Here is a 19824-nt window from a genome sequence, read left to right as displayed (position 1 = left end):
GGTGGCCCAACGGACGAGAATACCCGAGAAAGTGAACTTGCCCCCCATCGATTTCACCGGCCGCCCTTTTCACCGGGTACGTCACCGCGAAATCTGTGATTCCCCTTTTACTTGCCGAGAGCACGCATTTCAGGAATGCGAATTCGCATCTCAAGACCTCCCCCGTTTCGACCCATTGTGCGAACGTGCCGACCCTCCGCGCAAGTTCCACGACACGCCGCGCGGGGGTTCACTGCCGGAAATGGGCATCCAGGCGGGCCTGTTCCTCCTCCACGATCCGGCGGGCGATCTCGGTGTCCGACACGTCGACCGCGTCCGGGGTGGCTTCCGCCACGGCGCTGCGGCGGGCGTAGGCGTCGAACAGGCGGGTCTTGTTCTCCAGCATCTTCACCAGGCGTTCGTCCACCCCGCCGGTGGCCAGCAGGCGGTGCACCCGGACCGACCTGACCTGGCCCATGCGGTGGGCCCGGGCCACCGCCTGGTGCTCGATGGTCGGCTTGATCTGAGGTTCGCAGATGACCACGACGGAGGCGGCCTGCATGTTGAGGCCGACGCCCGCTGCCTGGATCTGCGCCAGCAGCACCGCCGGACCCGCGACCGCCGTGAAGTCGTCGACGACACGCTGCCGTTGCCCGGCCGGGACACCCCCCGTGAGCGGACCGAACACGGGGGTGCCGCCGGGACCCGCGGCGAGCGCTTCCCGCACCACGCCCAGCACGTCCTTGAAGTTGGAGAAGACCACCGTCTTCTGGCCGTTCTCGCCGGCCTCCTGGACGATCTCCCGAAGGCGGTTCAGCTTGGCCGACCTCTCGGGGCGCAGGTACGCGGCCCTGCGCATCGCCATGAAGTTGCCTGCGCGGACGGCTTCGCGGTAGGCCTCCTCGTCCGAGGCGCTCAACTCCTCCCACTCGTCGATCCGCTGGAGGCTGGGCAGCTCCGTCAGCACGTCCTCCTGGTTGCGCCGCAGATACACCGGGGCGACAGCCTTGCGGAAGGCGACCGACCCGGCGAGCGCGTCCCGCTCGCCGAGGGACTGAGCGACGCCGCGATCGAGCATCCCGACCAGGTTGCGGAACTCGGCGACCCGGTTCTCCATCGGGGTACCGGTCATGAAGAGGGCGCGCTCGCAACGCTCCGTCCACAGGGCGACCGCCTGGGTCCGCTTGGCCTTCGGGTTCTTCACGGAGTGCGCTTCGTCGACCACGAGCATCCCGACTTCTCCGCCGCCCGGCGCGGGGAAGCCACGCAGCGCGTCGAACGTGGTCACACCGACCCCGCCCCGCCCCTTCCAGTCGGCGAACGCATCGTGCCGGTCGGGTCCGTGCAGCAGCATGCCGCGCAGGGTGCTGCGGGCCTCGATCTCCCGTGTCCAGTTCACCAGGACGCTCGTCGGGCACACCACCATGAAGTGGCTGTGGCCCTCGGCGGCCAGGTGCGTCAGCGCGGCTATCGCCTGAATGGTCTTGCCCAGACCCATCTCGTCGCCGAGGATCACCTTGCGCCGGGCGAGGGCGAACCGCGCGCCGAACTCCTGGTAGCCGCGCAGGGAAACCCGCCGGTGGGAGTCGTCCAGATGCTGGCTCCGGATGTGCTCGGCGATCTCGTCCGGCAGGAACCCCTCGGCTTTCGCCGCGTCGGGCACACCTGCGGAGATCTCGGCGAGCAGGCTGTAGTACTCGGCGGAGCGAAGCTCGAAGTCGACCCAGGCCGCGACATCGGTGGCAGGCCCGCGCAGCAGATCCACCGAGGCCTGGGCGAACAGCCCGGGCAGGCCCGCCTGCTCCGCCTGCTGCACCAGCGTCCGGATCTCCGCGACCGCCGCCAGCGCACGGTCCTTCTTGTCCCGGCCGGCCAGCAGCATCCGGAACCGTCCGGCGGCGGGCCGGGCGTCGGCCAGCAACGGCCCGAGGCGTCTCGACAGTCCGGCGGCCGCGTCGACCGCGCGCCGGGCGTCCGGGCCGGCCTCGACCAGCACGTGCAGAGCCAGGACGAGGGCGGTGGTCCTCGGCTCCGGCCGGTCCACGTCGATGTGGACGGCGACGGTCTCGTGTGCGGCCTCGGAAAGCCGGCGGGCGGCGGCAAGGATCTGGTCGACGGTCCGCTGGCCGACCCCGGGAATCTGCCGCAACCGGTAGGGGCCTGCTTCCAGGACCTGCCCCACCGTACGCAGTCCGCTCTTCTCGACATTTCCCAGCCGCAGACGTCCCTCGGTGACGTCCTGCAGCCGGGCGACGGGGATGGCGTCGAGCTCCCGTCCCACCGCCTCGTCGAGGATCGGCTTCAGCGCCGCCCGTACCGCCTCGACCACCCTGCCGTGGTCACCGGCCACCGACTGCGCCGCCGCGTACAGCCGCGCCCCACCCGCAACCACATCCCGCTCGCCCCGCCCCACACGCCCCGCCCTTCTCACACCGTCCGGGCATCCTCCCACCGACGGGTGGTGGCCCTGCCGACGATCTCGTGGCCCGGGCCCCGCCCAGTCGCTACCGTGGTGCCATGACCGCACTGCCCGACTGGATGCGCCCACCGCGCGAGGAAGGCTGGTTCGCGGAGGACCTGGACCGCCTCCCCGAGGCACCCCGCCATACCGAGCTGATCGACGGAGCTCTCGTCTTCATGATGTCGCCCCAGCGATGGTGGCACGGCCACCTCGTCACCATGCTCACCGTCGCCCTCATGGAGCAGGTGCCCGCCGATGTCAGAGTCGGCCGCGAGATGACCATAAAGCTCGACGAACGAAACCGACCGGAACCGGACCTGCTGTTGACGACAGCCGACTATGACGGCGACCGCACCTGGTTCACACCGGAAGAGGTACGACTTGTCATTGAGGTCGTCTCACCCGAGTCCGCGCACCGGGACCGCACGGTCAAGCTCCGTAAGTACGCGGAAGCAGGCATCCCGCACTACTGGTGCATCGAGGACGACAATGGCGCCCCCGTCGTCCACGCCTACGAGCTCGACGAACCGACTGGCGCATATGCCCCCGCCGGTATCTTCCGAGGCACTCTCCAGCGCTCCGTGCCCTTCGAGATCAACCTGAACCTCGACAAGCTCACCCCACCCCGGCACGTGTAGACGTCGGCGCAGGAACGCGGAAGGGGTCGGGCTCTGCTGAGCCCGACCCCTTCTGTGCTGGGGTGATCAGACGTTGAAGCGGAACTCCACCACGTCGCCGTCCTGCATCACGTACTCCTTGCCCTCCATGCGGGCCTTGCCCTTGGCGCGGGCCTCGGTGACCGAGCCCGTTTCCACCAGGTCGCCGAAGGAGATGACCTCGGCCTTGATGAAGCCCTTCTGGAAGTCGGTGTGGATCACACCGGCGGCCTCGGGGGCCGTGGCGCCCTTCTTGATCGTCCAGGCGCGGGACTCCTTGGGGCCGGCCGTCAGGTAGGTCTGCAGGCCGAGAGTGTTGAAGCCGACGCGGGCGAGGGTGGCCAGGCCCGGCTCGTGCTGGCCGACGGACTCCAGCAGCTCCAGGGCCTCGTCCTCGTCCAGCTCGGCGAGGTCCTGCTCCAGCTTGGCGTTGAGGAAGATCGCCTCGGCCGGGGCGACCAGGGCGCGCTGCTCGTTCTTGAAGTCCTCGTCGACCAGCTCGTCCTCGTCGACGTTGAAGACGTAGAGGAAGGGCTTCGTCGTGAGCAGGTGCAGGTCGTGCAGCAGCTCGTTGCGCTCGGTGCCCTGGACGATGCCGTGCGCGAAGAGCGTGTCGCCCTTCTCCAGGATCTCCTTGGCCTCCTCGACGGCCTTGACCTTGGGCGCGACGTCCTTCTTGATCCGCGACTCCTTCTGCAGGCGCGGCAGGACCTTCTCGATGGTCTGGAGGTCGGCGAGGATCAGCTCGGTGTTGATCGTCTCGATGTCGTCCTTCGGCGAGACCTTGCCGTCGACGTGCACGACGTTCTCGTCCTTGAAGGCACGGATGACCTGGCAGATCGCGTCGGACTCACGGATGTTCGCGAGGAACTTGTTGCCCAGGCCCTCGCCCTCGGAGGCGCCGCGCACGATGCCGGCGATGTCGACGAAGTCGACCGTGGCCGGAAGGATGCGCTCGGAGCCGAAGATCGACGCCAGCTTGGCCAGGCGGGCGTCGGGGACGCCGACCACACCCACGTTGGGCTCGATCGTGGCGAACGGGTAGTTGGCCGCCAGCACGTCGTTCTTGGTCAGGGCGTTGAACAGGGTCGACTTGCCGACATTCGGCAGGCCGACGATTCCGATCGTGAGCGACACGTTACGACTTCCCGTAGATGAGAGGGGCCAGGGGCTGCCAGGGGCCAGAGACACTGGCCGATCCACCAGTCTACGGCGTCGACGGCGGCGGACTCACTGGAGCGTCGAACGCCTGGCCAAGCTCTCCTCATCGGCGTGTCTGAGGGGCGATTCGGCACATTAACCGACCTAGGTTGGTCCAGTGGAGTATCACAGGACACGACCCCCGAACGACGGACCACGCCGTGGCACACCCCGCGCGCCGCTGCCACCGCAGGCACGGCGGCGGGCCGGTGCGCGCAGGCCCGCGCCGGGTGCGCAGCGGGGCCCGCGGCCGGCCCGGACCGCCCGGCCGGCGGTGTCCCCCGGCCGGCTGCCGGGACCGCGGCTCACCGGGCTCGGCGGGGGGCTGTTCTGCACGGTCGTGATGTTCCTGCTCGGCTTGCTGGACCAGCTGCTGTTCGGTGCGTCGCTGACGTTGTACGGCGTGCTGTTCCTGCCGGTGTGCGCGCTGACCGCCCTGTGGGTGCGCGGCAGTGATCTGCTCACCGCACCCGTCGTCGTACCGATCGCCTTCGCCGTGGGTCTCTTCCCCGCCGTCGACGGCAGCGGGGGGCTGCTCGGCCGGCTGATGGGGCTGGTCACCGGGCTCGCCACGCAGGCGGGCTGGCTGTACGGGGGGACGCTGGTCGCGGGAGTGATCGTGCTCGTACGCCGGGTGCTGCGGGTGCGGGCCCGCAGGCACCGCACCTGAGCACCGCTGCGCTATCCCGCGTGGTCGTGCGCCGCGCGCATCGCCGCTCCGACGATCCCCGCGTTGTTCTGCAGCTGGGCGGGCACGATCTCGGCCCTGACGCCGTCGATGAGGTGCAGGAACTTGTCCGCCTTGCGGCTCACCCCGCCGCCGATGATGAACAGCTCGGGCGAGAAGAGCATCTCGACGTGCGCGAGGTACTTCTGCACCCGGCGGGCCCAGCGCTCCCAGCTCAGCTCGCCGTCCTCCTTGGCCTTGCTGGAGGCCCGCGTCTCGGCGTCGTGGCCGTTCAGCTCCAGGTGGCCCAGCTCGGTGTTGGGCACGAGAGCGCCGTCCATGAAGACGGCGCTGCCGATGCCGGTGCCGAAGGTGAGCAGGATGACCGTGCCCTCGCGGCCCTGGCCGGCGCCGAACTGCATCTCGGCGACGCCCGCCGCGTCCGCGTCGTTGACCACGGTCACCGGCAGGCCGCCCAGCCGGCCGCTGAACAGGGCGCGCGCGTCCGTGTCGATCCAGCTCTTGTCGACGTTGGCCGCCGTACGGACCGTGGCACCGCCGGAGACCACTCCGGGGAAGGTCAGGCCCACCGGGCCCGTCCAGCCGAAGTGGTCGACGACCTGCTTCACCCCGTCGGCCACGCCCTCGGGCGTCGCCGGGTGCGGGGTGAGCACCTTGCACCGCTCCTGGGCCAGGTCGCCCTTGGCCAGGTCCACGGGAGCGCCCTTGATCCCGGATCCGCCGATGTCCACGCCGAAGATCTGCATGGCCCCACGTTACGACGGACGACTGACAGTCACGCCCCGGACGGACGGACGGTCACGCGTCAGACGTACCCGATCCGCCGCGCTCGGCGACCAGGGCGGCCGCCTCGTCGCGCAGGTCACGACGGAGCTCCTTGGGCAGCGAGAAGGTGATCGACTCCTCGGCCGCCTTGACGATCTCGACGTCGCCGTAGCCCCGCTCGGCGAGCCACTGCAGGACCTCCTCGACCAGGACCTCGGGGACGGAGGCGCCGGAGGTGACGCCGACCGTGGTGACGCCCTCCAGCCAGGCCTCGTCGATCTCGCCGGCGAAGTCCACCAGGTAGGCCTCGCGGGAGCCGGCGAGCTTGGCGACCTCGACGAGCCGCTTGGAGTTGGAGGAGTTGCGCGAGCCGACCACGATGACCAGTTCGGCCTCGGCGCCCATCTGCTTCACGGCGAGCTGCCGGTTCTGGGTGGCGTAGCAGATGTCGTCGCTCGGCGGGGAGACGAGCCCCGGGAACTTCGTCTTCAGGGCGTCGACGGTCTCCATGGTCTCGTCCACGGAGAGGGTGGTCTGGGACAGCCAGACGACCTTCGACTCGTCGCGGACGGTGACCTTGGCGACGTCCTCGGGGCCGTCGACCAGCTGGATGTGGTCGGGGGCCTCGCCGGAGGTGCCGATGACCTCCTCGTGGCCCTCGTGGCCGATCAGGAGGATGTCGTAGTCCTCGCCCGCGTAGCGGACGGCTTCCTTGTGGACCTTGGTGACCAGCGGGCAGGTCGCGTCGATGGTGGCGAGGCGGCCCTGCCTGGCTTCGTCGTGCACGACCGGGGCGACTCCGTGCGCCGAGAACATCACGATGTTGCCCGGCGGCACCTCCTCCGTCCGCTCGACGAAGACGGCGCCCTTCTTCTCCAGGGTCTGCACGACGTACTTGTTGTGGACGATCTCGTGCCGGACGTAGATCGGGGCCCCGTACTGTTCCAGGGCCTTCTCGACGGCGATCACGGCGCGGTCCACACCGGCGCAGTAGCCCCGGGGGGCGGCGAGCAGGACACGGCGGCCAGGCGAAGCGGTCATGGGACCCATCGTAAGGGTGCGTTCGGCGGGCCGGAGATCGCGTACCCGTCCCCTTCGGGGGAATACCGGTCCCCGTGTCCGACACCCCGTGCCGCCCTGGCGGCACGACTGCCCGCAGCTACGGAAGGTATGCGGCCCACGGGGCTGCGACTCCCCGGGGGCGCGGGGAACTGCGCGACCAGCCACGACGGGCCCGCGGTCGGCGACGGTCCGCACCCTGACGGCGCTTCGGAGTCCGGTGTCGGAGGGGACCGTTACGCTCGCCGCATGGCTGTGAACACGTCGCCCGAAGCGCCGATCCCCGTCGGTGAGGTCTCGCGGCTGATCGGGGGCTGGATCGATCGGCTCGGGGCCGTGTGGGTCGAGGGGCAGATCACGCAGTTGTCGCGGCGGCCCGGTGCCGGGGTCGTGTTCCTGACCCTGCGGGATCCGTCGCACGACATCTCCGTGAGCGTGACCTGCTACCGGCAGGTGTTCGACGCGGTCGCCGACGTCGTCGGAGAGGGCGCCCGTGTGGTCGTCCTGGCGAAACCGGAGTGGTACGCACCGCGCGGGCAGCTCTCGCTGCGGGCCGCCGAGATAAGGCCCGTGGGCGTCGGTGAACTGCTGGCCCGCCTCGAGCAGCTGAAGAAGACGCTCGCGGCCGAGGGGCTGTTCGCGCCGGAGCGGAAGAAGCCGCTGCCCTTCCTGCCTCAGCTGATCGGGCTGGTCTGCGGCCGTGCCTCCGCCGCGGAGCGGGACGTGCTGGAGAACGCCCGCCACCGCTGGCCCGCCGTCCGCTTCGAGGTGCGCAACGTGCCCGTGCAGGGCGTGCACGCCGTCCCGCAGGTCGTGCAGGCCGTGAAGGAGCTGGACGCGATCGAGGACGTGGACGTGATCATCGTGGCTCGGGGCGGCGGCAGCGTGGAGGACCTGCTGCCGTTCTCCGACGAGCAGCTCGTGCGGGCGGTGGCCCAGTGCCGTACGCCCGTCGTGTCGGCGATCGGGCACGAGCCGGACAACCCGCTGCTCGACCACGTCGCCGACCTGCGCGCCTCCACGCCGACCGACGCGGCCAAGAAGGTCGTACCGGACGTCGGCGAGGAGTTCGAGCGGGTGCGGATGCTGCGGGACCGGGCGCGGCGGTGCGTGGAGGCGTTCGTGGAGCGGGAGCAGCGGGGCCTGGCGCACGCGCTGGCGCGGCCCTCGATCGAGGATCCGCACCGGATGATCGACGAGCGCGCCGACCACGTGGTCTCTCTGCTGGACCGCGGCCGGCGCACCCTCGGCCACCTCCTGGACCGCGCCGACTCGGAGCTGACGCACACGCACGCGCGCGTGGTGGCCCTCTCCCCCGCCGCGACCCTCAAGCGCGGCTACGCGGTGCTGCAGAAGGCCGACGGCCATGTGGTGCGCGACCCGGAGGAGGTCGCGGAGGGCGAGGCGCTGCGCGCGCGGGTCGCCGAGGGTGAGTTCACGGTTCGTGTCGATGTCTGATGTCTAGGGTGGGTGGATGACCAGCAAGGTGGATGAGGCGCTCTCGTACGAGCAGGCGCGGGACGAGTTGATCGAGGTCGTGCGGCGGCTGGAGGCGGGCGGCACGACGCTGGAGGAGTCCCTGGCGCTGTGGGAGCGCGGCGAGAAGCTGGCCAAGGTGTGCCGGCGCTGGCTGGAGGGCGCACGGGCCCGGCTGGACGCGGCGCTCGCCGAGGAAGAGGCCCAGGAAGAGCGCGAGTAGGCAAGAGCGGGGTGCTGTGAAGCGGATCACCACACCCCGCTTTTTGTTGAACGTTGAACTTCGCATGCGTAAGGTCGTGTGCGTCAGCCGGTCACACCCCCGGACCGGACGCGCACCCGAGGAAGTCACGCATGTCTCTCGTTCTTGACCCCACCGCCCAGGACCTGCTGTTCCGCGAGGCCCGTACCGCGAACACCTTCACCGACGAGCCGGTGACCGACGAGCAGATCCAGGCGATCTACGACCTGGTCAAGTACGGCCCCACCGCCTTCAACCAGAGCCCGCTGCGCATCACCCTGGTCCGCTCCGCCGAAGCCCGCGAGCGCCTGGTGCAGCACATGGCCGAGGGCAACCAGGCCAAGACCGCCACCGCCCCGCTGGTCGCGATCCTCTCCGCGGACAACGAGTTCCACGAGGAGCTGCCGGCCCTCTTCCCGCACTTCCCGCAGGCCAAGGACGTGTTCTTCAGCGAGCGCCCCGCCCGTGAGGGCGCCGCCGGGCTGAACGCCGCCCTGCAGGCCGCGTACTTCATCATCGGCGTCCGCGCCGCCGGCCTCGCCGCCGGCCCGATGACCGGCCTCGACTTCGAGGGCATCCGCAAGGAGTTCCTGGACGACGACCACACCCCGCTGATGGTCGTCAACATCGGCCGCCCGGGCCCGGACGCCTGGTTCCCGCGCTCGCCGCGCCTGGCGTACGAGGACGTCGTCACGACCGTCTGAGTCGCCCCGGTACGGCAGGAGGCCCCCAGCAGCGTCGCCGGGGGCCTCCTGCGTGTGCGCTCACGCGCGCGCTCACCGCGCCTTCCACGCGGACGCGCTCACTGCATCTTCAGCGCCGCCGCCATCTTCGTCAGCTGGTCGAAGGAGGCCGTGCCGGCGACCACCGTGGTGGAACCGGGGGTGTCCTCCAGGACCAGGGCGTCGTAGCGGCCGCCGGTGTAGCGGGTCCAGGTGCGGTCACCGATCTTCTCGGTCCGCTTGGTCGCCGAGGCACCCTGGCTGGCCTGGTCGATGAAGTCGGCGCGCTTCTTCTGCGTGGACTGCTCGACCTGCACGTACTGCCGGTCGGGGGTCTGGAAACCGAGGTGCCAGCGGTCGGAGTCCTCGCCCTGGTAGCGCACCGAGGTCGCCTTCCAGGTCGTGGGCAGCCCTTCCGGCGCGGCCACCGGGTAGCCCGCCGCACGGCGCGCCGTGATCAGCTCGACCCGGTAGTCGACCCGCTTGAGGTCGGGCGCGTGATCGTCGTGCGGGACGAAGAGGTAGATGACCGCCGCCGCGATCCCGATGAGGCACAGGGAGAGAATCATGTCCCGGGCCGTCTTCTGCTTGCCGTTCGAACCTGCCACGCCCCCTATGGTCGCAGGTGCCCGGAGCGCTCATCCGTGGGGTCCCCTGCTCATTTTGTCTACCTAACGATAGAGTCGGAGACACACCCTCATCCGGCCGTCGTCGTATCAGAAAGGTGCGCTCCGATGACCGAGCATCATCACTTGCCGTCCGAGCTGGACGTCCCCTCCGAGGCCCCCGACCGCAACCTCGCCCTCGAACTCGTGCGGGTGACCGAAGCCGCGGCGATGGCCGCGGGCCGCTGGGTCGGGCGCGGCGACAAGAACGGCGCCGACGGCGCCGCGGTACGCGCCATGCGGACCCTCGTCTCCACCGTGTCGATGAACGGCATCGTCGTCATCGGTGAGGGCGAGAAGGACGAGGCGCCGATGCTCTTCAACGGAGAGCGCGTCGGCGACGGCACCGGGCCCGAGGTCGACATCGCCGTCGACCCGATCGACGGCACCACGCTGACGGCGAAGGGCATGCCGAACGCGATCGCCGTCCTCGCGGCCACCGAGCGCGGCGCCATGTTCGACCCGTCCGCCGTCTTCTACATGGACAAGCTGGTCACGGGACCCGAGGCCGCCGACTTCGTCGACATCGACGCGCCCGTGGCCGTGAACATCCGCCGGATCGCCAAGGCGAAGCGGTCCGCACCCGAGGACGTCACCGTCGTCATCCTGGACCGGCCGCGGCACGAGGGCATCATCAAGGAGGTCCGGGAGGCCGGCGCGCGCATCAAGCTGATCTCCGACGGCGACGTGGCCGGCTCCATCCTGGCGCTGCGCGAGGGCACGGGCATCGACCTGCTGCTCGGCATCGGCGGCACGCCGGAGGGCATCATCTCGGCCTGTGCCGTGAAGTGCCTGGGCGGCACGATCCAGGGCAAGCTGTGGCCCAAGGACGCCGAGGAGCGTGCGCGGGCCATCGACGCCGGGCACGATCTGGACCGGGTCCTGACCACCGAGGACCTGGTGCAGGGAGAGAACGTCTTCTTCGTCGCCACCGGCATCACCGACGGTGAGCTGCTGCGCGGGGTTCGGTACCGGTCCGAGACCGCCACCACCGACTCGATCGTGATGCGGTCGAAGTCCGGGACCGTGCGGCGGATCGACTCCGAGCACCGACTCAGCAAGCTGCGTGCCTACAGCGCGATCGACTTCGATCGGGCGAAGTAGCGCCTAGTGGGAGGGGGCTGCGCGTTCGCCGGCGGGTACGAGTCCGTCGTGGGTGACCGCGCAGTTCCCCGCGCTCCCAGGTGAGGAAGCGCCCCCGGTGCGGAGGGGGCGCCCCTTGCCGAAGATCAACCCGCTATGCGGTTCGCCGTCGCGCGTGCCGCCTTCTTCAGTTCCACCTCGCGCCTGCGCCGCCTGGCCAGGACCACTCGGCGTTCCGCTGCCGTCAGGCCGCCCCAGACGCCGTACGGTTCGGGCTGCAGGAGGGCGTGTTCACGGCACTCGACCATGACCGGACAGCGCGCACAGACGCGCTTGGCCGCCTCCTCGCGGGACAGCCGGGCGGCCGTCGGCTCCTTGGACGGGGCGAAGAAGAGACCGGCCTCGTCCCGCCGGCACACCGCCTCGGTGTGCCAGGGTGCGTCTTGGTCCCGGTCGCGCGCGGGCACCCGCTGGGCCGGAACGGCAGCGACCTGCAAGGACGAATGCGGCGGTTGCAGCACGGTCTACTCCTGACGACGGCTTCGCGAGTGAGCGACGATGCAGCAAGGCCTACCCGCTGTGCGCGCGCCTATGCACAGCGTTTCCAACCGCAGGCGCGCGGCGGCTTGTTCACGCCCCCGGGCACCTTCAGCGGCGGCTCCGCGACCCTCCGGTCACCGGCGGATTCGCGACCGTCAACGGTCCAGGTGTTTGCGCAGCTTCCTGTCGACCTTGTCCTGGACGCGGTCGAGGATGTCCGCCACGCGCCGGCCGCGCTTGGGCCGCGCCTCGACGTTGCCGAGTACGGCCCACCCGTCGACGTAGACCACGGGCGCGTCGGACTCGACCGAATCCAGCGTGTCCACCTCGAAGTTGCCCAGTACACCGCCGCCCGTGCCGCGCAGCGAGACGTTCTCCGGGACGCGGATCTGGATGTCGCCGAAGACCGAGACGGCCTTGATCACGACCTGCTGGTACTCGAAGATCGCCTCGCTCAGGTCGATCTCGACCGAGCCGAAGATCGAGTACGCGTGCAGCCGGCGGCCCGCGCGCCAGCGGCCCCGGCGCACCGCGCTGCTGAAGACGGCCACCACGTTGGCGTCGGCCTCGGCGGGGATCGCGCCGGGTGCGGGGCGCGGCGGGACGGGCGTGTAGGCCGGGGGCGCAGGCTGCTGGTGGGCGGCCGGGAGGTCGCGGATGAAGACCTCCAGCTCGCCGACCGTCTTGGCGTGCAGCACCCCCTCCACGCGCTCGGCGTGCTCGTCCGCGGTCAGCCGGCCCTCGGCCAGGGCCTCACGGAGGATGTCGGCGACACGGTCACGGTCGGCGTCCGAGGCGCGCAGTTCGGACACGCGCGGCGCGCTGTCCTGGGGCTGGGCGTGCTTCTGAAGGTCCACGACAGCAGCGTACCGAAACGCGATAGATCGCGACTAGGGGGCCGGGGCGCCCGCGTGTCCCGGAACTGAGCCTTACCTCACAGGTTCCGTGTCCGTGGCAGGTTCTACGCTGGTGACGCCCGCCAGCGTCGGCGGGCGGCCGTCCGTCAGAGTGAGGAATGGGCTGAGATGCCTGAGTTCGCGTACACCGATCTGCTCCCCCAGGGCGAGGACACCACCCCGTACCGGCTGGTGACCTCGGAGGGCGTGTCCACCGTCGAGGGACCGGACGGGCGGACGTTCCTCAAGGTGGAGCCGGAGGCGCTGCGCAAGCTGGCCGCGGAGGCCGTCCACGACATCCAGCACTACCTGCGCCCGGCCCACCTGGCGCAGCTGCGCCGCATCATCGACGACCCGGAGGCGTCGAGCAACGACAAGTTCGTCGCGCTCGACCTGCTGAAGAACGCGAACATCGCGGCGGCGGGCGTCCTCCCGATGTGCCAGGACACCGGCACGGCGATCGTCATGGGCAAGCGCGGCCAGAACGTCCTCACCGAAGGCGCGGACGAGAAGCACCTGTCGCACGGCATCTACGACGCCTACACCAAGCTGAACCTGCGCTACTCGCAGATGGCTCCGCTCACCATGTGGGAGGAGAAGAACACCGGCTCCAACCTGCCGGCCCAGATCGAGCTGTACGCGACCGACGGCTGCGCCTACAAGTTCCTGTTCATGGCGAAGGGCGGCGGCTCGGCCAACAAGTCCTTCCTGTACCAGGAGACGAAGGCCGTCCTGAACGAGACCTCCATGATGAAGTTCCTGGAGGAGAAGATCCGTTCGCTCGGTACGGCCGCCTGCCCGCCGTACCACCTGGCGATCGTCGTCGGCGGTACGAGCGCCGAGTACGCGCTGAAGACCGCGAAGTACGCCTCCGCGCACTACCTGGACGAGATCCCGGCCGAGGGCTCGGAGCTGGGCCACGGCTTCCGGGACAAGGAGCTGGAGCAGAAGGTCTTCGAGCTGACGCAGAAGATCGGCATCGGCGCGCAGTTCGGCGGCAAGTACTTCTGCCACGACGTCCGGGTGGTCCGCCTGCCCCGCCACGGCGCCTCCTGCCCGGTCGCGATCGCCGTCTCCTGCTCGGCCGACCGCCAGGCCGTCGCCAAGATCACCGCCGAGGGCGTGTTCCTGGAGCAGCTGGAGACGGACCCGGCGCGCTTCCTGCCGGAGACCACGGACGACCACCTCGACGAGTCCTCCGACGTGGTCGAGATCGACCTCAACCAGCCGATGGACACGATCCTCGCCGAGCTGACCAGGTACCCGGTCAAGACCCGGCTGTCCCTGACCGGCCCGCTGGTCGTGGCCCGCGACATCGCGCACGCCAAGATCAAGGAGCGCCTGGACGCGGGCGAGGAGATGCCGCAGTACCTGAAGGACCACCCGGTCTACTACGCGGGCCCGGCCAAGACCCCCGAGGGTTACGCGTCCGGTTCCTTCGGCCCCACCACGGCCGGCCGCATGGACTCCTACGTCGAGCAGTTCCAGGCGGCGGGCGGCTCCAAGGTGATGCTCGCCAAGGGCAACCGCAGCAAGCAGGTCACCGACGCGTGTGGCACGCACGGCGGCTTCTACCTCGGCTCGATCGGCGGCCCGGCCGCCCGGCTCGCCCAGGACTGCATCAAGAAGGTCGAGGTCCTCGAGTACGAGGAGCTGGGCATGGAGGCCGTCTGGAAGATCGAGGTCGAGGACTTCCCGGCGTTCATCGTCGTGGACGACAAGGGCAACGACTTCTTCACTTCGCGGGAACCTGAGCAGCCGACGTTCACCAGCATCCCGGTGCGGGGTCCCGGCCTCGGCTGACCCGGCGGAGCGACGCCTGAAGGGAGCCCCCGGCACCCGCCGGGGGCTCTTGTCGTCTGACCTGGCCAAAACCGCACTCTTGACGCCGCATCGCGTGCGTCGCGAGGGTTCGTTGCGTAGAAGTCCGTGCAGCCCACTTAGCCCGGGAGGCTGCTGTGTCGCTACGGTTCATCGCCAAGGACCCGAACACGGATGGGGCGAACTGCCCCACCGTGTGGGTTGACGAGGAGAAGCAAGAGATCGTGATGCAGGGTTGGACGGTGGACGAGGCCACGCGTGCCGAGTGCCTGAAGTCCGGTCCCATCCCCGACAGTGAGACCGTCGTCCGGCTGCCCATGCGTATGGCTGCCGCCATCCGGGAGGCATGCGATGCCGCAGACGGCACCGCCGTTCGCTGAGCTGCTGGCGAACTGTCAGCGGTCCGCCGTGCATCTGGAGATGCGTGACTTCTACGACGACCCCGACGAGGCTCCGCGCGTGGCCGCGTGGAAGGCCGGGTATCGGCCCGACCCGAACGACCGTGCGTCGTGGTGGCGTCCGTGGCTCGACATGGTGTCGGAAACCGTCTCCCATGGCGTGGTCATCCGTCGCGCCCGAATCGTCTCGGAGCCCGTGAGCGAGTACACGCGCTACCTCTACGACGGCACGTTTACCAACGTCGCCGCTGGTGAGCAGATCCGTTGGCTTCCCCGCCGGAACGCGTCGGACCTTGCCCTGCCGGGCAACGACTACTGGTGCTTCGATGACCGGTTGGTGAGGTTCGGCTACTTCTCAGGTGAAGGTGTCTACCTCGGCGACGAGGTGGACGACCGTCCCGAGGTGGTCAAGCTGTGCGCCTCGGCGTTCGAAGCCGTCTGGGACCGAGCCATTCCGCACGACCGCTACAAGATCTGAGGCCCGACAGCACCAATGGCCCGTTCCCCGTCGTCCAGCGTCCAGGCTGCCCGTGAGGCGCTCGCAGCACGTCTCCGGGAGGTCCGCCTAGACGCTGGGCTGACCGCGCGGGAGGTGGCCCTACAGGCCGGCTGGCACCCCTCCAAGGCGAGTCGGCTGGAGAACGCGGTTACGTCACCGTCCGATGCTGATATCCGCGCATGGTGCGGTATCTGCGGAGCTGACGGCCAAGCGGCCGACCTGATCGCCGCTTCTCGCTCGGCTGAGTCCATGTATGTCGAGTGGCGACGCCTACAGCGCACGGGACTGCGTCGACTCCAAGAGTCATACGTACCGCTCTTCGAGCGCACGCGGACTTTCCGGATCTACTGTTCCAACGTTGTGCCGGGGCTGCTCCAGACCCCGGCCTACGCTATGGCGCTGCTCTCCGAGATCACCCACTTCCGGCAGTCCCCGAACGACGTGGCCGAAGCCGTCGCGGCCCGCATGGATCGGGCGCGCGTGCTGCGCCAAGGTGACCACCGTTTCGCGATCCTCGTTGAAGAAGCCGTCTTGCGGTACCGCATGGGCGACGCCGAAGTCATGGCCGGGCAACTCGGGCATCTGCTGTCGATCATGTCCCTTCCGGCGGTATCCCTGGGAGTCGTGCCGTTCACGGCTTCACGGCACATGTGGCCGCTGGAGACGTTCAGCATCTACGACACCGAGCAGGCCCAGGTGGAGCTACTGACTGCCGCTGTCAACGTCACTGCTCCCTCAGAGATCGGGCAGTACGCCGAGGCATTCGATCGGCTGTCCGAGATTGCCGTCTACGGGGGCGCAGCGCGCACCCTGATCACCGATGCCATAGGGGCCCTCGGGTAACTCGCGTGCAATTCCGTAGAACTTCGTAGAGCCCAACCGTGGCCCGTTCCTAGCTTGTTGGCCACGGAGCGCAGCTACGAGGAGCGGGCGACCATGGCGAGCGAAGCGAGAGCACGACTGGCCCGGGATGTGGCAGACCACGGAGATGACGGGCGGCTACTGGTCTTCAAAGATGCCGACGACCCGCTAGGGAACAGCGCGGAAGGCGCAGACCTGGCCCCGCATTCCGGCGTCGGCAGTCCCCGCCCGACGCTGAGGGAGCGAGTAGCGGAAGCCAACCGGCAGAGCCGCTTGGGCCGACCGTGACCACAGCCTTGGAGCGCCCGAAGAAGCGGCGGGCAGGCCGTACTGGGTACGAGGGCAGGGCCCCCGGCATGATCGAGTGGCTGAACGCCATGGCGACCATTTGCGGTACGTGCTTCGGTCACCGCGAAGTCTGGTGCCCTGGCTGTGCGGGCTTCGGGGGGTGCTGGACGTGCAACAACCGGGAGAAGGTTCGGTGCCCGCAGTGCGCGGGCGGGAAGCTCGACGGTTGGAGATGGTGAGGCGATTCATTGGCCGCATAGCTTGGCCAGCCGTCGTGTTCGTTACCTGGCTCGCCTGCGGCCTGATCATCACGCTTGCCGCGACGCACAACCTATGAACTCCCGCCCCCGGTTGGTGGAAACCGTGGACAGGTCGAGCAGCCGGGGCGGGTTGTACGACAGCGCGGGGACCGTATCCCCGCTGTTCGGAGAAGGGAACGGCAGCATGAGCAGAGTCCCCGAATTCGAGTTCGTCAAGACGGCGGCATGCCGTGACGCACGGGTGAACAACTGCCCTGAGGTGGCGCTGAACGTGCCTGGCGTGGTTGCGCTGCGGGACAGCGAGCGGCCCGAGACCATCGTCACCATGACGGCCGCGCAGTGGTCCGACCTGACGGCCGCTGTGAAGGCAGGTGAGTACGACCTGAGCGCCTGAGAGTAGGTCCCGTGCCGAAGTGCCCCCGCTGTAACGCCGAGTGCCCCATGGACCCCGAGAACGGGTTGCCGTGGTGCGCGCGGTGCGGGGCGTTCTTCTGGCTCTCACCGCCTGCCTGCCGGGGCTTGTGGTGGTGGCGTAACGCTGCCACCCGTGCCCCCGTCCGGCCACGCGAGCACTGAGCGGGCCCGCTGTCGGCCCCGTCCGTCTGTCGTTCCCCCGTGGCAGATGGGCGGGGCTTCCCCGCGTCGCAGCGATGGCCGTACAGGGAACGAAGGAACCCCCGGCCCGAGAGCGCGGGGGTTCCTGTTGGGCGCTGCTGCGCCTACTCGGAGAGGTGGCGGTAAACGGTGGCCTGCCCGACCCCGAGAGCCTTAGCGATCGCCCCGTAAGACTCACCAGCGGCCCGGCGAGCCTTGGCCGCCGCGATCATGTCCTCGGTCATGGCCTTGGGCCTGCCACCGGTGCGGCCCTGAGCCTTGGCCGCTTCCAAACCGGCACGGGTGCGCTCCACGATCATGTCTCGCTCAAGCTCGGCGAAGGCGACCATCATCGTGAAGAAGAACTTCCCCTCACCCTTCGGCGAGTAGCTACCGGCGAGAGTGCCAGTGAGGATGCGCAGGGCGATGCCTCGGGCGTGCAGATCCTCGGCGATCGTCAGCACGTCCTTCGTGGACCGTCCAAGGCGGTCCAGCTTCCAGACGACGAGCGTGTCACCCTCGCGCATGTAGTCGAGTGCGGCCAGGAGGCCCGCGCGGTCAATGTTCTTACCCGAAGCCTTGTCTTCGAAGACTCGGGCACAGCCGGCCTCAGCCAGAGCGTCAGCCTGAAGCTGCGCATCCTGCGCCTTGGTGCTGACCCGCTTGTAGCCGATCAGGTGACCGGTGGTGGTGTTCGTCCCCATGCCCCGATCATTCCAAAACCCATTCCGAAACCCAAGGCTTCAGAGCAAGGTTCTGGAATGACTTTTGGAACGACCGGGGGCCCGAGAGTGGCCCCTTCGCCCACTGATCCACTAACCACCGTTTTCGAGACGGATCTACGGGTCCCCCACTGAGCGACGTGGGCGCATGTTCCCTCTTGGGGAGTCTGGCCTCCGTCTCGGATGACCTGGTCTGGTTCGTTGTTGATCCCAGTTGATCTGGGTCGTCAGCCTGTGTCTTGCGGCATCGAAACGATGATCACGCGGTGCGCTGGCTGTGCACGGCGTCCTGATCACTGGACTACTGTGTCGAGGCATGAACGCGGACCGCTGGTTAGCAGACACCCGGACTTCCTACGACACGGTCGCGGTCAGCTATGCCGACCGAATACGCGAGGCTTTGGCCAGGGAACCGTACCTTCGAGCGGCTCTGGCGTTGTTCGCCGACTTGGTGCACGCCGCTGGTGGCGGGCCGGTGGCGGACGTGGGCTGCGGACCTGGACACGTCACCGCTCACCTGCATGAGTTGGCTGTGGACGCTTTCGGTATCGACCTCTCACCCGTGATGATCGACGTAGCTCGGCGCGACCACCCCGGCCTGCGGTTCGAGGTGGGCTCGATGACAGACCTCGACCTCTCCGACGCTTCGGTTGTCGGCCTGCTCGCTTTTTGGTCGTTGATTCATGTCCCCGACGATGCCGTCCCCACGGTCTTCGGCCACTTCCGGCGGGTGTTGCGTCCCAGCGGACCACTGCTGCTCGGCTTTCACGTCGGCGACGAGTCGAGGCTGAAGACGCAGGGCTACGGCGGTTATCCGATGAACGTCTACGTCCACCGCCGCCAACCCGACCAAGTGGCGGCCTGGCTAAGCGAGGCTGGGTTCACGGTCGAGGCCCAAATGCTGCTCGACCTTGATGAGAGTGTTCCAGGGGCGGTCCTTTTCGCGCGCCGTCAGTCCTAGCCCCGCCAGCGTTCCGGTTGCGACCGATAGGACAGCGCAATCCAGATATACGCGGGAGGGGTCGCTACGATGCGTTAAGCATAGGCGCAGATTCCCACCAGTTCGGGTTAATGTGCGGCCGTGCGCTCGGAAGGAAGGGCGCGGGTGCCCGGAAGGATGCCTTCAGAGTTTCAGCCCCCCCTTCCCAGCTCTTTCCGGTGGCCAGGGCCATGTGGGAGCCTCCGCGACCTGAACACCGGCGCCTTCCCCGTCAGCCGGCCGAAATCCCCTTGACGGTGTCAGTACCGTGGATCGCATGGGTTGGTCGCTGAGCTATCTGAAGCCGCGTGAGCCACGGTTGTTGGACGCGCTTTTCCTGTCGGCTGGTCGCGCGTTGCATCTGGCCAATGCCTTCGAGTCGAAGTGTCAGTACGTCTTGCGGATGGCCAACCTTGCCGAGGCTGCACAAGCCGACCCGGTGTTGGGTCTGCAAGAGATGATCAATGGTCTGCCCCCGGACAAGATGCTCGGGGGAACGTTGCGAGACCTAGCGAACACATCGCTCGGCTCGCGAACCTCCGACTTCGACGCCCTCGATGGGGCGAGGAAAGCCCGCAACTCCATTGCGCATGAAGGAGCCTCGGTAGGCGCAATATCTGCCGTGAGTCAAGGCGACATCTTGGAGCATGCAGCGCGGCTGCGCGCTGCTGTAGCCGATCTAGCCTTGGGCGACAACGTCGTGTCGCAATGGTGCTTCCACCTCGATGAGCCGAAAGACTCTCTTCCGAGGATGCTGATAGACGCTTACCCAACCATGGTCGATGGTTGGGTGTTTGGTCACTTCGGCGGCCTACTCGACGCCGAGGACGACTCGTCCTCAGACGTCGTTGAAGCTGAGTAATTCTGTCTCGCAGATAGAGGCACCTTCCACGGGGTGCCTCTAGGTTGCTATGAAGCCTGGCCTCCATTCCTCGGCCAGGGCGAGACGCGAACGCTAGTAAGCTTCTATA

The 19824-nt window shown here is 68.6% G+C and carries 21 protein-coding genes; 13 read left to right on the top strand and 8 right to left on the bottom strand.

The features are described 5' to 3' along the window. Positions 1-229 precede the first annotated feature (229 nt). On the bottom strand, positions 230-2392 hold the full coding sequence (locus tag ACIRVH_RS10220) for a DEAD/DEAH box helicase (RefSeq protein WP_403950434.1): 2163 nt from the start codon (positions 2390-2392) through the stop codon (positions 230-232). 104 nt (positions 2393-2496) lie between these two features. Between ACIRVH_RS10220 and ACIRVH_RS10215 the strand changes: the two genes are divergently transcribed. Next, on the top strand, positions 2497-3078 hold the full coding sequence (locus ACIRVH_RS10215; RefSeq protein ID WP_403950432.1) for a Uma2 family endonuclease: 582 nt from the start codon (positions 2497-2499) through the stop codon (positions 3076-3078). Between the two features lie 66 nt (positions 3079-3144). Here ACIRVH_RS10215 and ychF read toward each other — a convergent pair whose 3' ends face one another. Next, on the bottom strand, positions 3145-4233 hold the full coding sequence (gene ychF / locus ACIRVH_RS10210; RefSeq protein WP_403950429.1) for a redox-regulated ATPase YchF: 1089 nt from the start codon (positions 4231-4233) through the stop codon (positions 3145-3147). A 181-nt stretch (positions 4234-4414) separates the two neighbouring features. On the opposite strand from ychF, the gene ACIRVH_RS10205 reads away from it, so the two are divergent. Then, positions 4415-4966 carry a DUF6542 domain-containing protein gene (locus ACIRVH_RS10205; protein WP_403950426.1) on the top strand — a complete coding sequence of 184 codons (552 nt, stop codon included), beginning with the start codon at positions 4415-4417 and terminating at the stop codon, positions 4964-4966. A gap of 11 nt (positions 4967-4977) precedes the next feature. On the opposite strand, the gene ppgK is transcribed toward ACIRVH_RS10205, so the two are convergent. Together ppgK and ACIRVH_RS10195 are read right to left on the bottom strand one after the other, a co-directional pair. Next, on the bottom strand, positions 4978-5730 hold the full coding sequence (ppgK, locus tag ACIRVH_RS10200) for a polyphosphate--glucose phosphotransferase (protein WP_403950424.1): 753 nt from the start codon (positions 5728-5730) through the stop codon (positions 4978-4980). Between the two features lie 52 nt (positions 5731-5782). Next, on the bottom strand, positions 5783-6799 hold the full coding sequence (locus ACIRVH_RS10195; protein WP_403950422.1) for a 4-hydroxy-3-methylbut-2-enyl diphosphate reductase: 1017 nt from the start codon (positions 6797-6799) through the stop codon (positions 5783-5785). Between the two features lie 258 nt (positions 6800-7057). Between ACIRVH_RS10195 and xseA the strand changes: the two genes are divergently transcribed. The 3 genes from xseA (at position 7058) to ACIRVH_RS10180 (ending at position 9229) form a co-directional block, all read left to right on the top strand. Then, positions 7058-8266, top strand: coding sequence for an exodeoxyribonuclease VII large subunit (gene xseA, locus ACIRVH_RS10190; protein ID WP_403950420.1), 1209 nt, complete (start codon positions 7058-7060; stop codon positions 8264-8266). 16 nt (positions 8267-8282) lie between these two features. Then, positions 8283-8507: an exodeoxyribonuclease VII small subunit gene (locus tag ACIRVH_RS10185; RefSeq protein ID WP_403950418.1), complete on the top strand. Its 225-nt coding sequence runs from the start codon at positions 8283-8285 to the stop codon at positions 8505-8507. Between the two features lie 131 nt (positions 8508-8638). Next, positions 8639-9229 (top strand): malonic semialdehyde reductase, encoded by a 591-nt coding sequence (locus ACIRVH_RS10180; RefSeq protein ID WP_403950416.1) that lies wholly within the window; start codon positions 8639-8641, stop codon positions 9227-9229. A gap of 98 nt (positions 9230-9327) precedes the next feature. Here the strand turns inward: ACIRVH_RS10180 and ACIRVH_RS10175 are convergent, their stop codons facing one another. Next, positions 9328-9855 (bottom strand): DUF4245 domain-containing protein, encoded by a 528-nt coding sequence (locus ACIRVH_RS10175; protein ID WP_403950414.1) that lies wholly within the window; start codon positions 9853-9855, stop codon positions 9328-9330. Between the two features lie 126 nt (positions 9856-9981). Here ACIRVH_RS10175 and glpX point away from each other — a divergent pair, with 126 nt between their 5' ends. Further along, positions 9982-11016 carry a class II fructose-bisphosphatase gene (gene glpX, locus ACIRVH_RS10170; protein ID WP_403950411.1) on the top strand — a complete coding sequence of 345 codons (1035 nt, stop codon included), beginning with the start codon at positions 9982-9984 and terminating at the stop codon, positions 11014-11016. Between the two features lie 125 nt (positions 11017-11141). On the opposite strand, the gene ACIRVH_RS10165 is transcribed toward glpX, so the two are convergent. Then, positions 11142-11516 (bottom strand): WhiB family transcriptional regulator, encoded by a 375-nt coding sequence (locus ACIRVH_RS10165; protein WP_319147745.1) that lies wholly within the window; start codon positions 11514-11516, stop codon positions 11142-11144. A gap of 174 nt (positions 11517-11690) precedes the next feature. Further along, complete coding sequence (locus ACIRVH_RS10160) at positions 11691-12392, bottom strand: DUF1707 domain-containing protein (RefSeq protein ID WP_403950410.1); 702 nt, start codon at positions 12390-12392, stop codon at positions 11691-11693. Between the two features lie 168 nt (positions 12393-12560). Here ACIRVH_RS10160 and ACIRVH_RS10155 point away from each other — a divergent pair, with 168 nt between their 5' ends. The 5 genes from ACIRVH_RS10155 to ACIRVH_RS10135 all read left to right on the top strand — a co-directional run bounded on the left by ACIRVH_RS10155 (position 12561) and on the right by ACIRVH_RS10135 (position 16952). After that, positions 12561-14234: a fumarate hydratase gene (locus ACIRVH_RS10155; protein ID WP_403950407.1), complete on the top strand. Its 1674-nt coding sequence runs from the start codon at positions 12561-12563 to the stop codon at positions 14232-14234. Between the two features lie 155 nt (positions 14235-14389). Beyond that, positions 14390-14632 carry a hypothetical protein gene (locus tag ACIRVH_RS10150; protein WP_362437867.1) on the top strand — a complete coding sequence of 81 codons (243 nt, stop codon included), beginning with the start codon at positions 14390-14392 and terminating at the stop codon, positions 14630-14632. Then, positions 14604-15128 (top strand): DUF6879 family protein, encoded by a 525-nt coding sequence (locus ACIRVH_RS10145; protein WP_362437865.1) that lies wholly within the window; start codon positions 14604-14606, stop codon positions 15126-15128. The genes ACIRVH_RS10150 and ACIRVH_RS10145 overlap by 29 nt, the downstream gene beginning before the upstream one ends. A gap of 15 nt (positions 15129-15143) precedes the next feature. Then, positions 15144-15992, top strand: a complete 849-nt coding sequence (locus ACIRVH_RS10140; protein ID WP_403950404.1) for a helix-turn-helix domain-containing protein — start codon at positions 15144-15146, stop codon at positions 15990-15992. Positions 15993-16742: 750 nt separating this feature from the next. Next, a complete protein-coding gene (locus ACIRVH_RS10135; protein ID WP_403950402.1) occupies positions 16743-16952 on the top strand; it encodes a DUF397 domain-containing protein in 210 nt (69 codons plus the stop codon). Between the two features lie 325 nt (positions 16953-17277). Here ACIRVH_RS10135 and ACIRVH_RS10130 read toward each other — a convergent pair whose 3' ends face one another. After that, positions 17278-17856, bottom strand: a complete 579-nt coding sequence (locus tag ACIRVH_RS10130; RefSeq protein WP_393839646.1) for a recombinase family protein — start codon at positions 17854-17856, stop codon at positions 17278-17280. A 334-nt stretch (positions 17857-18190) separates the two neighbouring features. Here ACIRVH_RS10130 and ACIRVH_RS10125 point away from each other — a divergent pair, with 334 nt between their 5' ends. Further along, positions 18191-18835, top strand: coding sequence for a class I SAM-dependent DNA methyltransferase (locus ACIRVH_RS10125; RefSeq protein ID WP_403950399.1), 645 nt, complete (start codon positions 18191-18193; stop codon positions 18833-18835). A 295-nt stretch (positions 18836-19130) separates the two neighbouring features. Beyond that, positions 19131-19715 (top strand): hypothetical protein, encoded by a 585-nt coding sequence (locus ACIRVH_RS10120; RefSeq protein WP_403950397.1) that lies wholly within the window; start codon positions 19131-19133, stop codon positions 19713-19715. The last annotated feature ends 109 nt before the right edge of the window (positions 19716-19824 follow it).

The sequence above is a fragment of the Streptomyces sp. NPDC101165 genome (assembly GCF_044768135.1).
Classification (GTDB): Bacteria; Actinomycetota; Actinomycetes; order Streptomycetales; family Streptomycetaceae; genus Streptomyces.
This window is presented reverse-complemented; position numbering and strand designations above follow the sequence as displayed.

Coding starts and splice junctions, on each gene's coding strand:
- ACIRVH_RS10185 (WP_403950418.1), top strand. CDS start 8,283: ATGACCAGCAAGGTGGATGAGGCGCTCTCGTACGAGCAGGCGCGGGAC.
- ACIRVH_RS10155 (WP_403950407.1), top strand. CDS start 12,561: ATGCCTGAGTTCGCGTACACCGATCTGCTCCCCCAGGGCGAGGACACC.
- ppgK (WP_403950424.1), bottom strand. CDS start 5,730: ATGCAGATCTTCGGCGTGGACATCGGCGGATCCGGGATCAAGGGCGCT.
- ACIRVH_RS10125 (WP_403950399.1), top strand. CDS start 18,191: ATGAACGCGGACCGCTGGTTAGCAGACACCCGGACTTCCTACGACACG.
- ACIRVH_RS10145 (WP_362437865.1), top strand. CDS start 14,604: ATGCCGCAGACGGCACCGCCGTTCGCTGAGCTGCTGGCGAACTGTCAG.
- glpX (WP_403950411.1), top strand. CDS start 9,982: ATGACCGAGCATCATCACTTGCCGTCCGAGCTGGACGTCCCCTCCGAG.
- ACIRVH_RS10180 (WP_403950416.1), top strand. CDS start 8,639: ATGTCTCTCGTTCTTGACCCCACCGCCCAGGACCTGCTGTTCCGCGAG.
- ACIRVH_RS10120 (WP_403950397.1), top strand. CDS start 19,131: ATGGGTTGGTCGCTGAGCTATCTGAAGCCGCGTGAGCCACGGTTGTTG.
- ACIRVH_RS10195 (WP_403950422.1), bottom strand. CDS start 6,799: ATGGGTCCCATGACCGCTTCGCCTGGCCGCCGTGTCCTGCTCGCCGCC.
- ACIRVH_RS10140 (WP_403950404.1), top strand. CDS start 15,144: ATGGCCCGTTCCCCGTCGTCCAGCGTCCAGGCTGCCCGTGAGGCGCTC.
- ACIRVH_RS10135 (WP_403950402.1), top strand. CDS start 16,743: ATGAGCAGAGTCCCCGAATTCGAGTTCGTCAAGACGGCGGCATGCCGT.
- ACIRVH_RS10130 (WP_393839646.1), bottom strand. CDS start 17,856: ATGGGGACGAACACCACCACCGGTCACCTGATCGGCTACAAGCGGGTC.
- ACIRVH_RS10215 (WP_403950432.1), top strand. CDS start 2,497: ATGACCGCACTGCCCGACTGGATGCGCCCACCGCGCGAGGAAGGCTGG.
- xseA (WP_403950420.1), top strand. CDS start 7,058: ATGGCTGTGAACACGTCGCCCGAAGCGCCGATCCCCGTCGGTGAGGTC.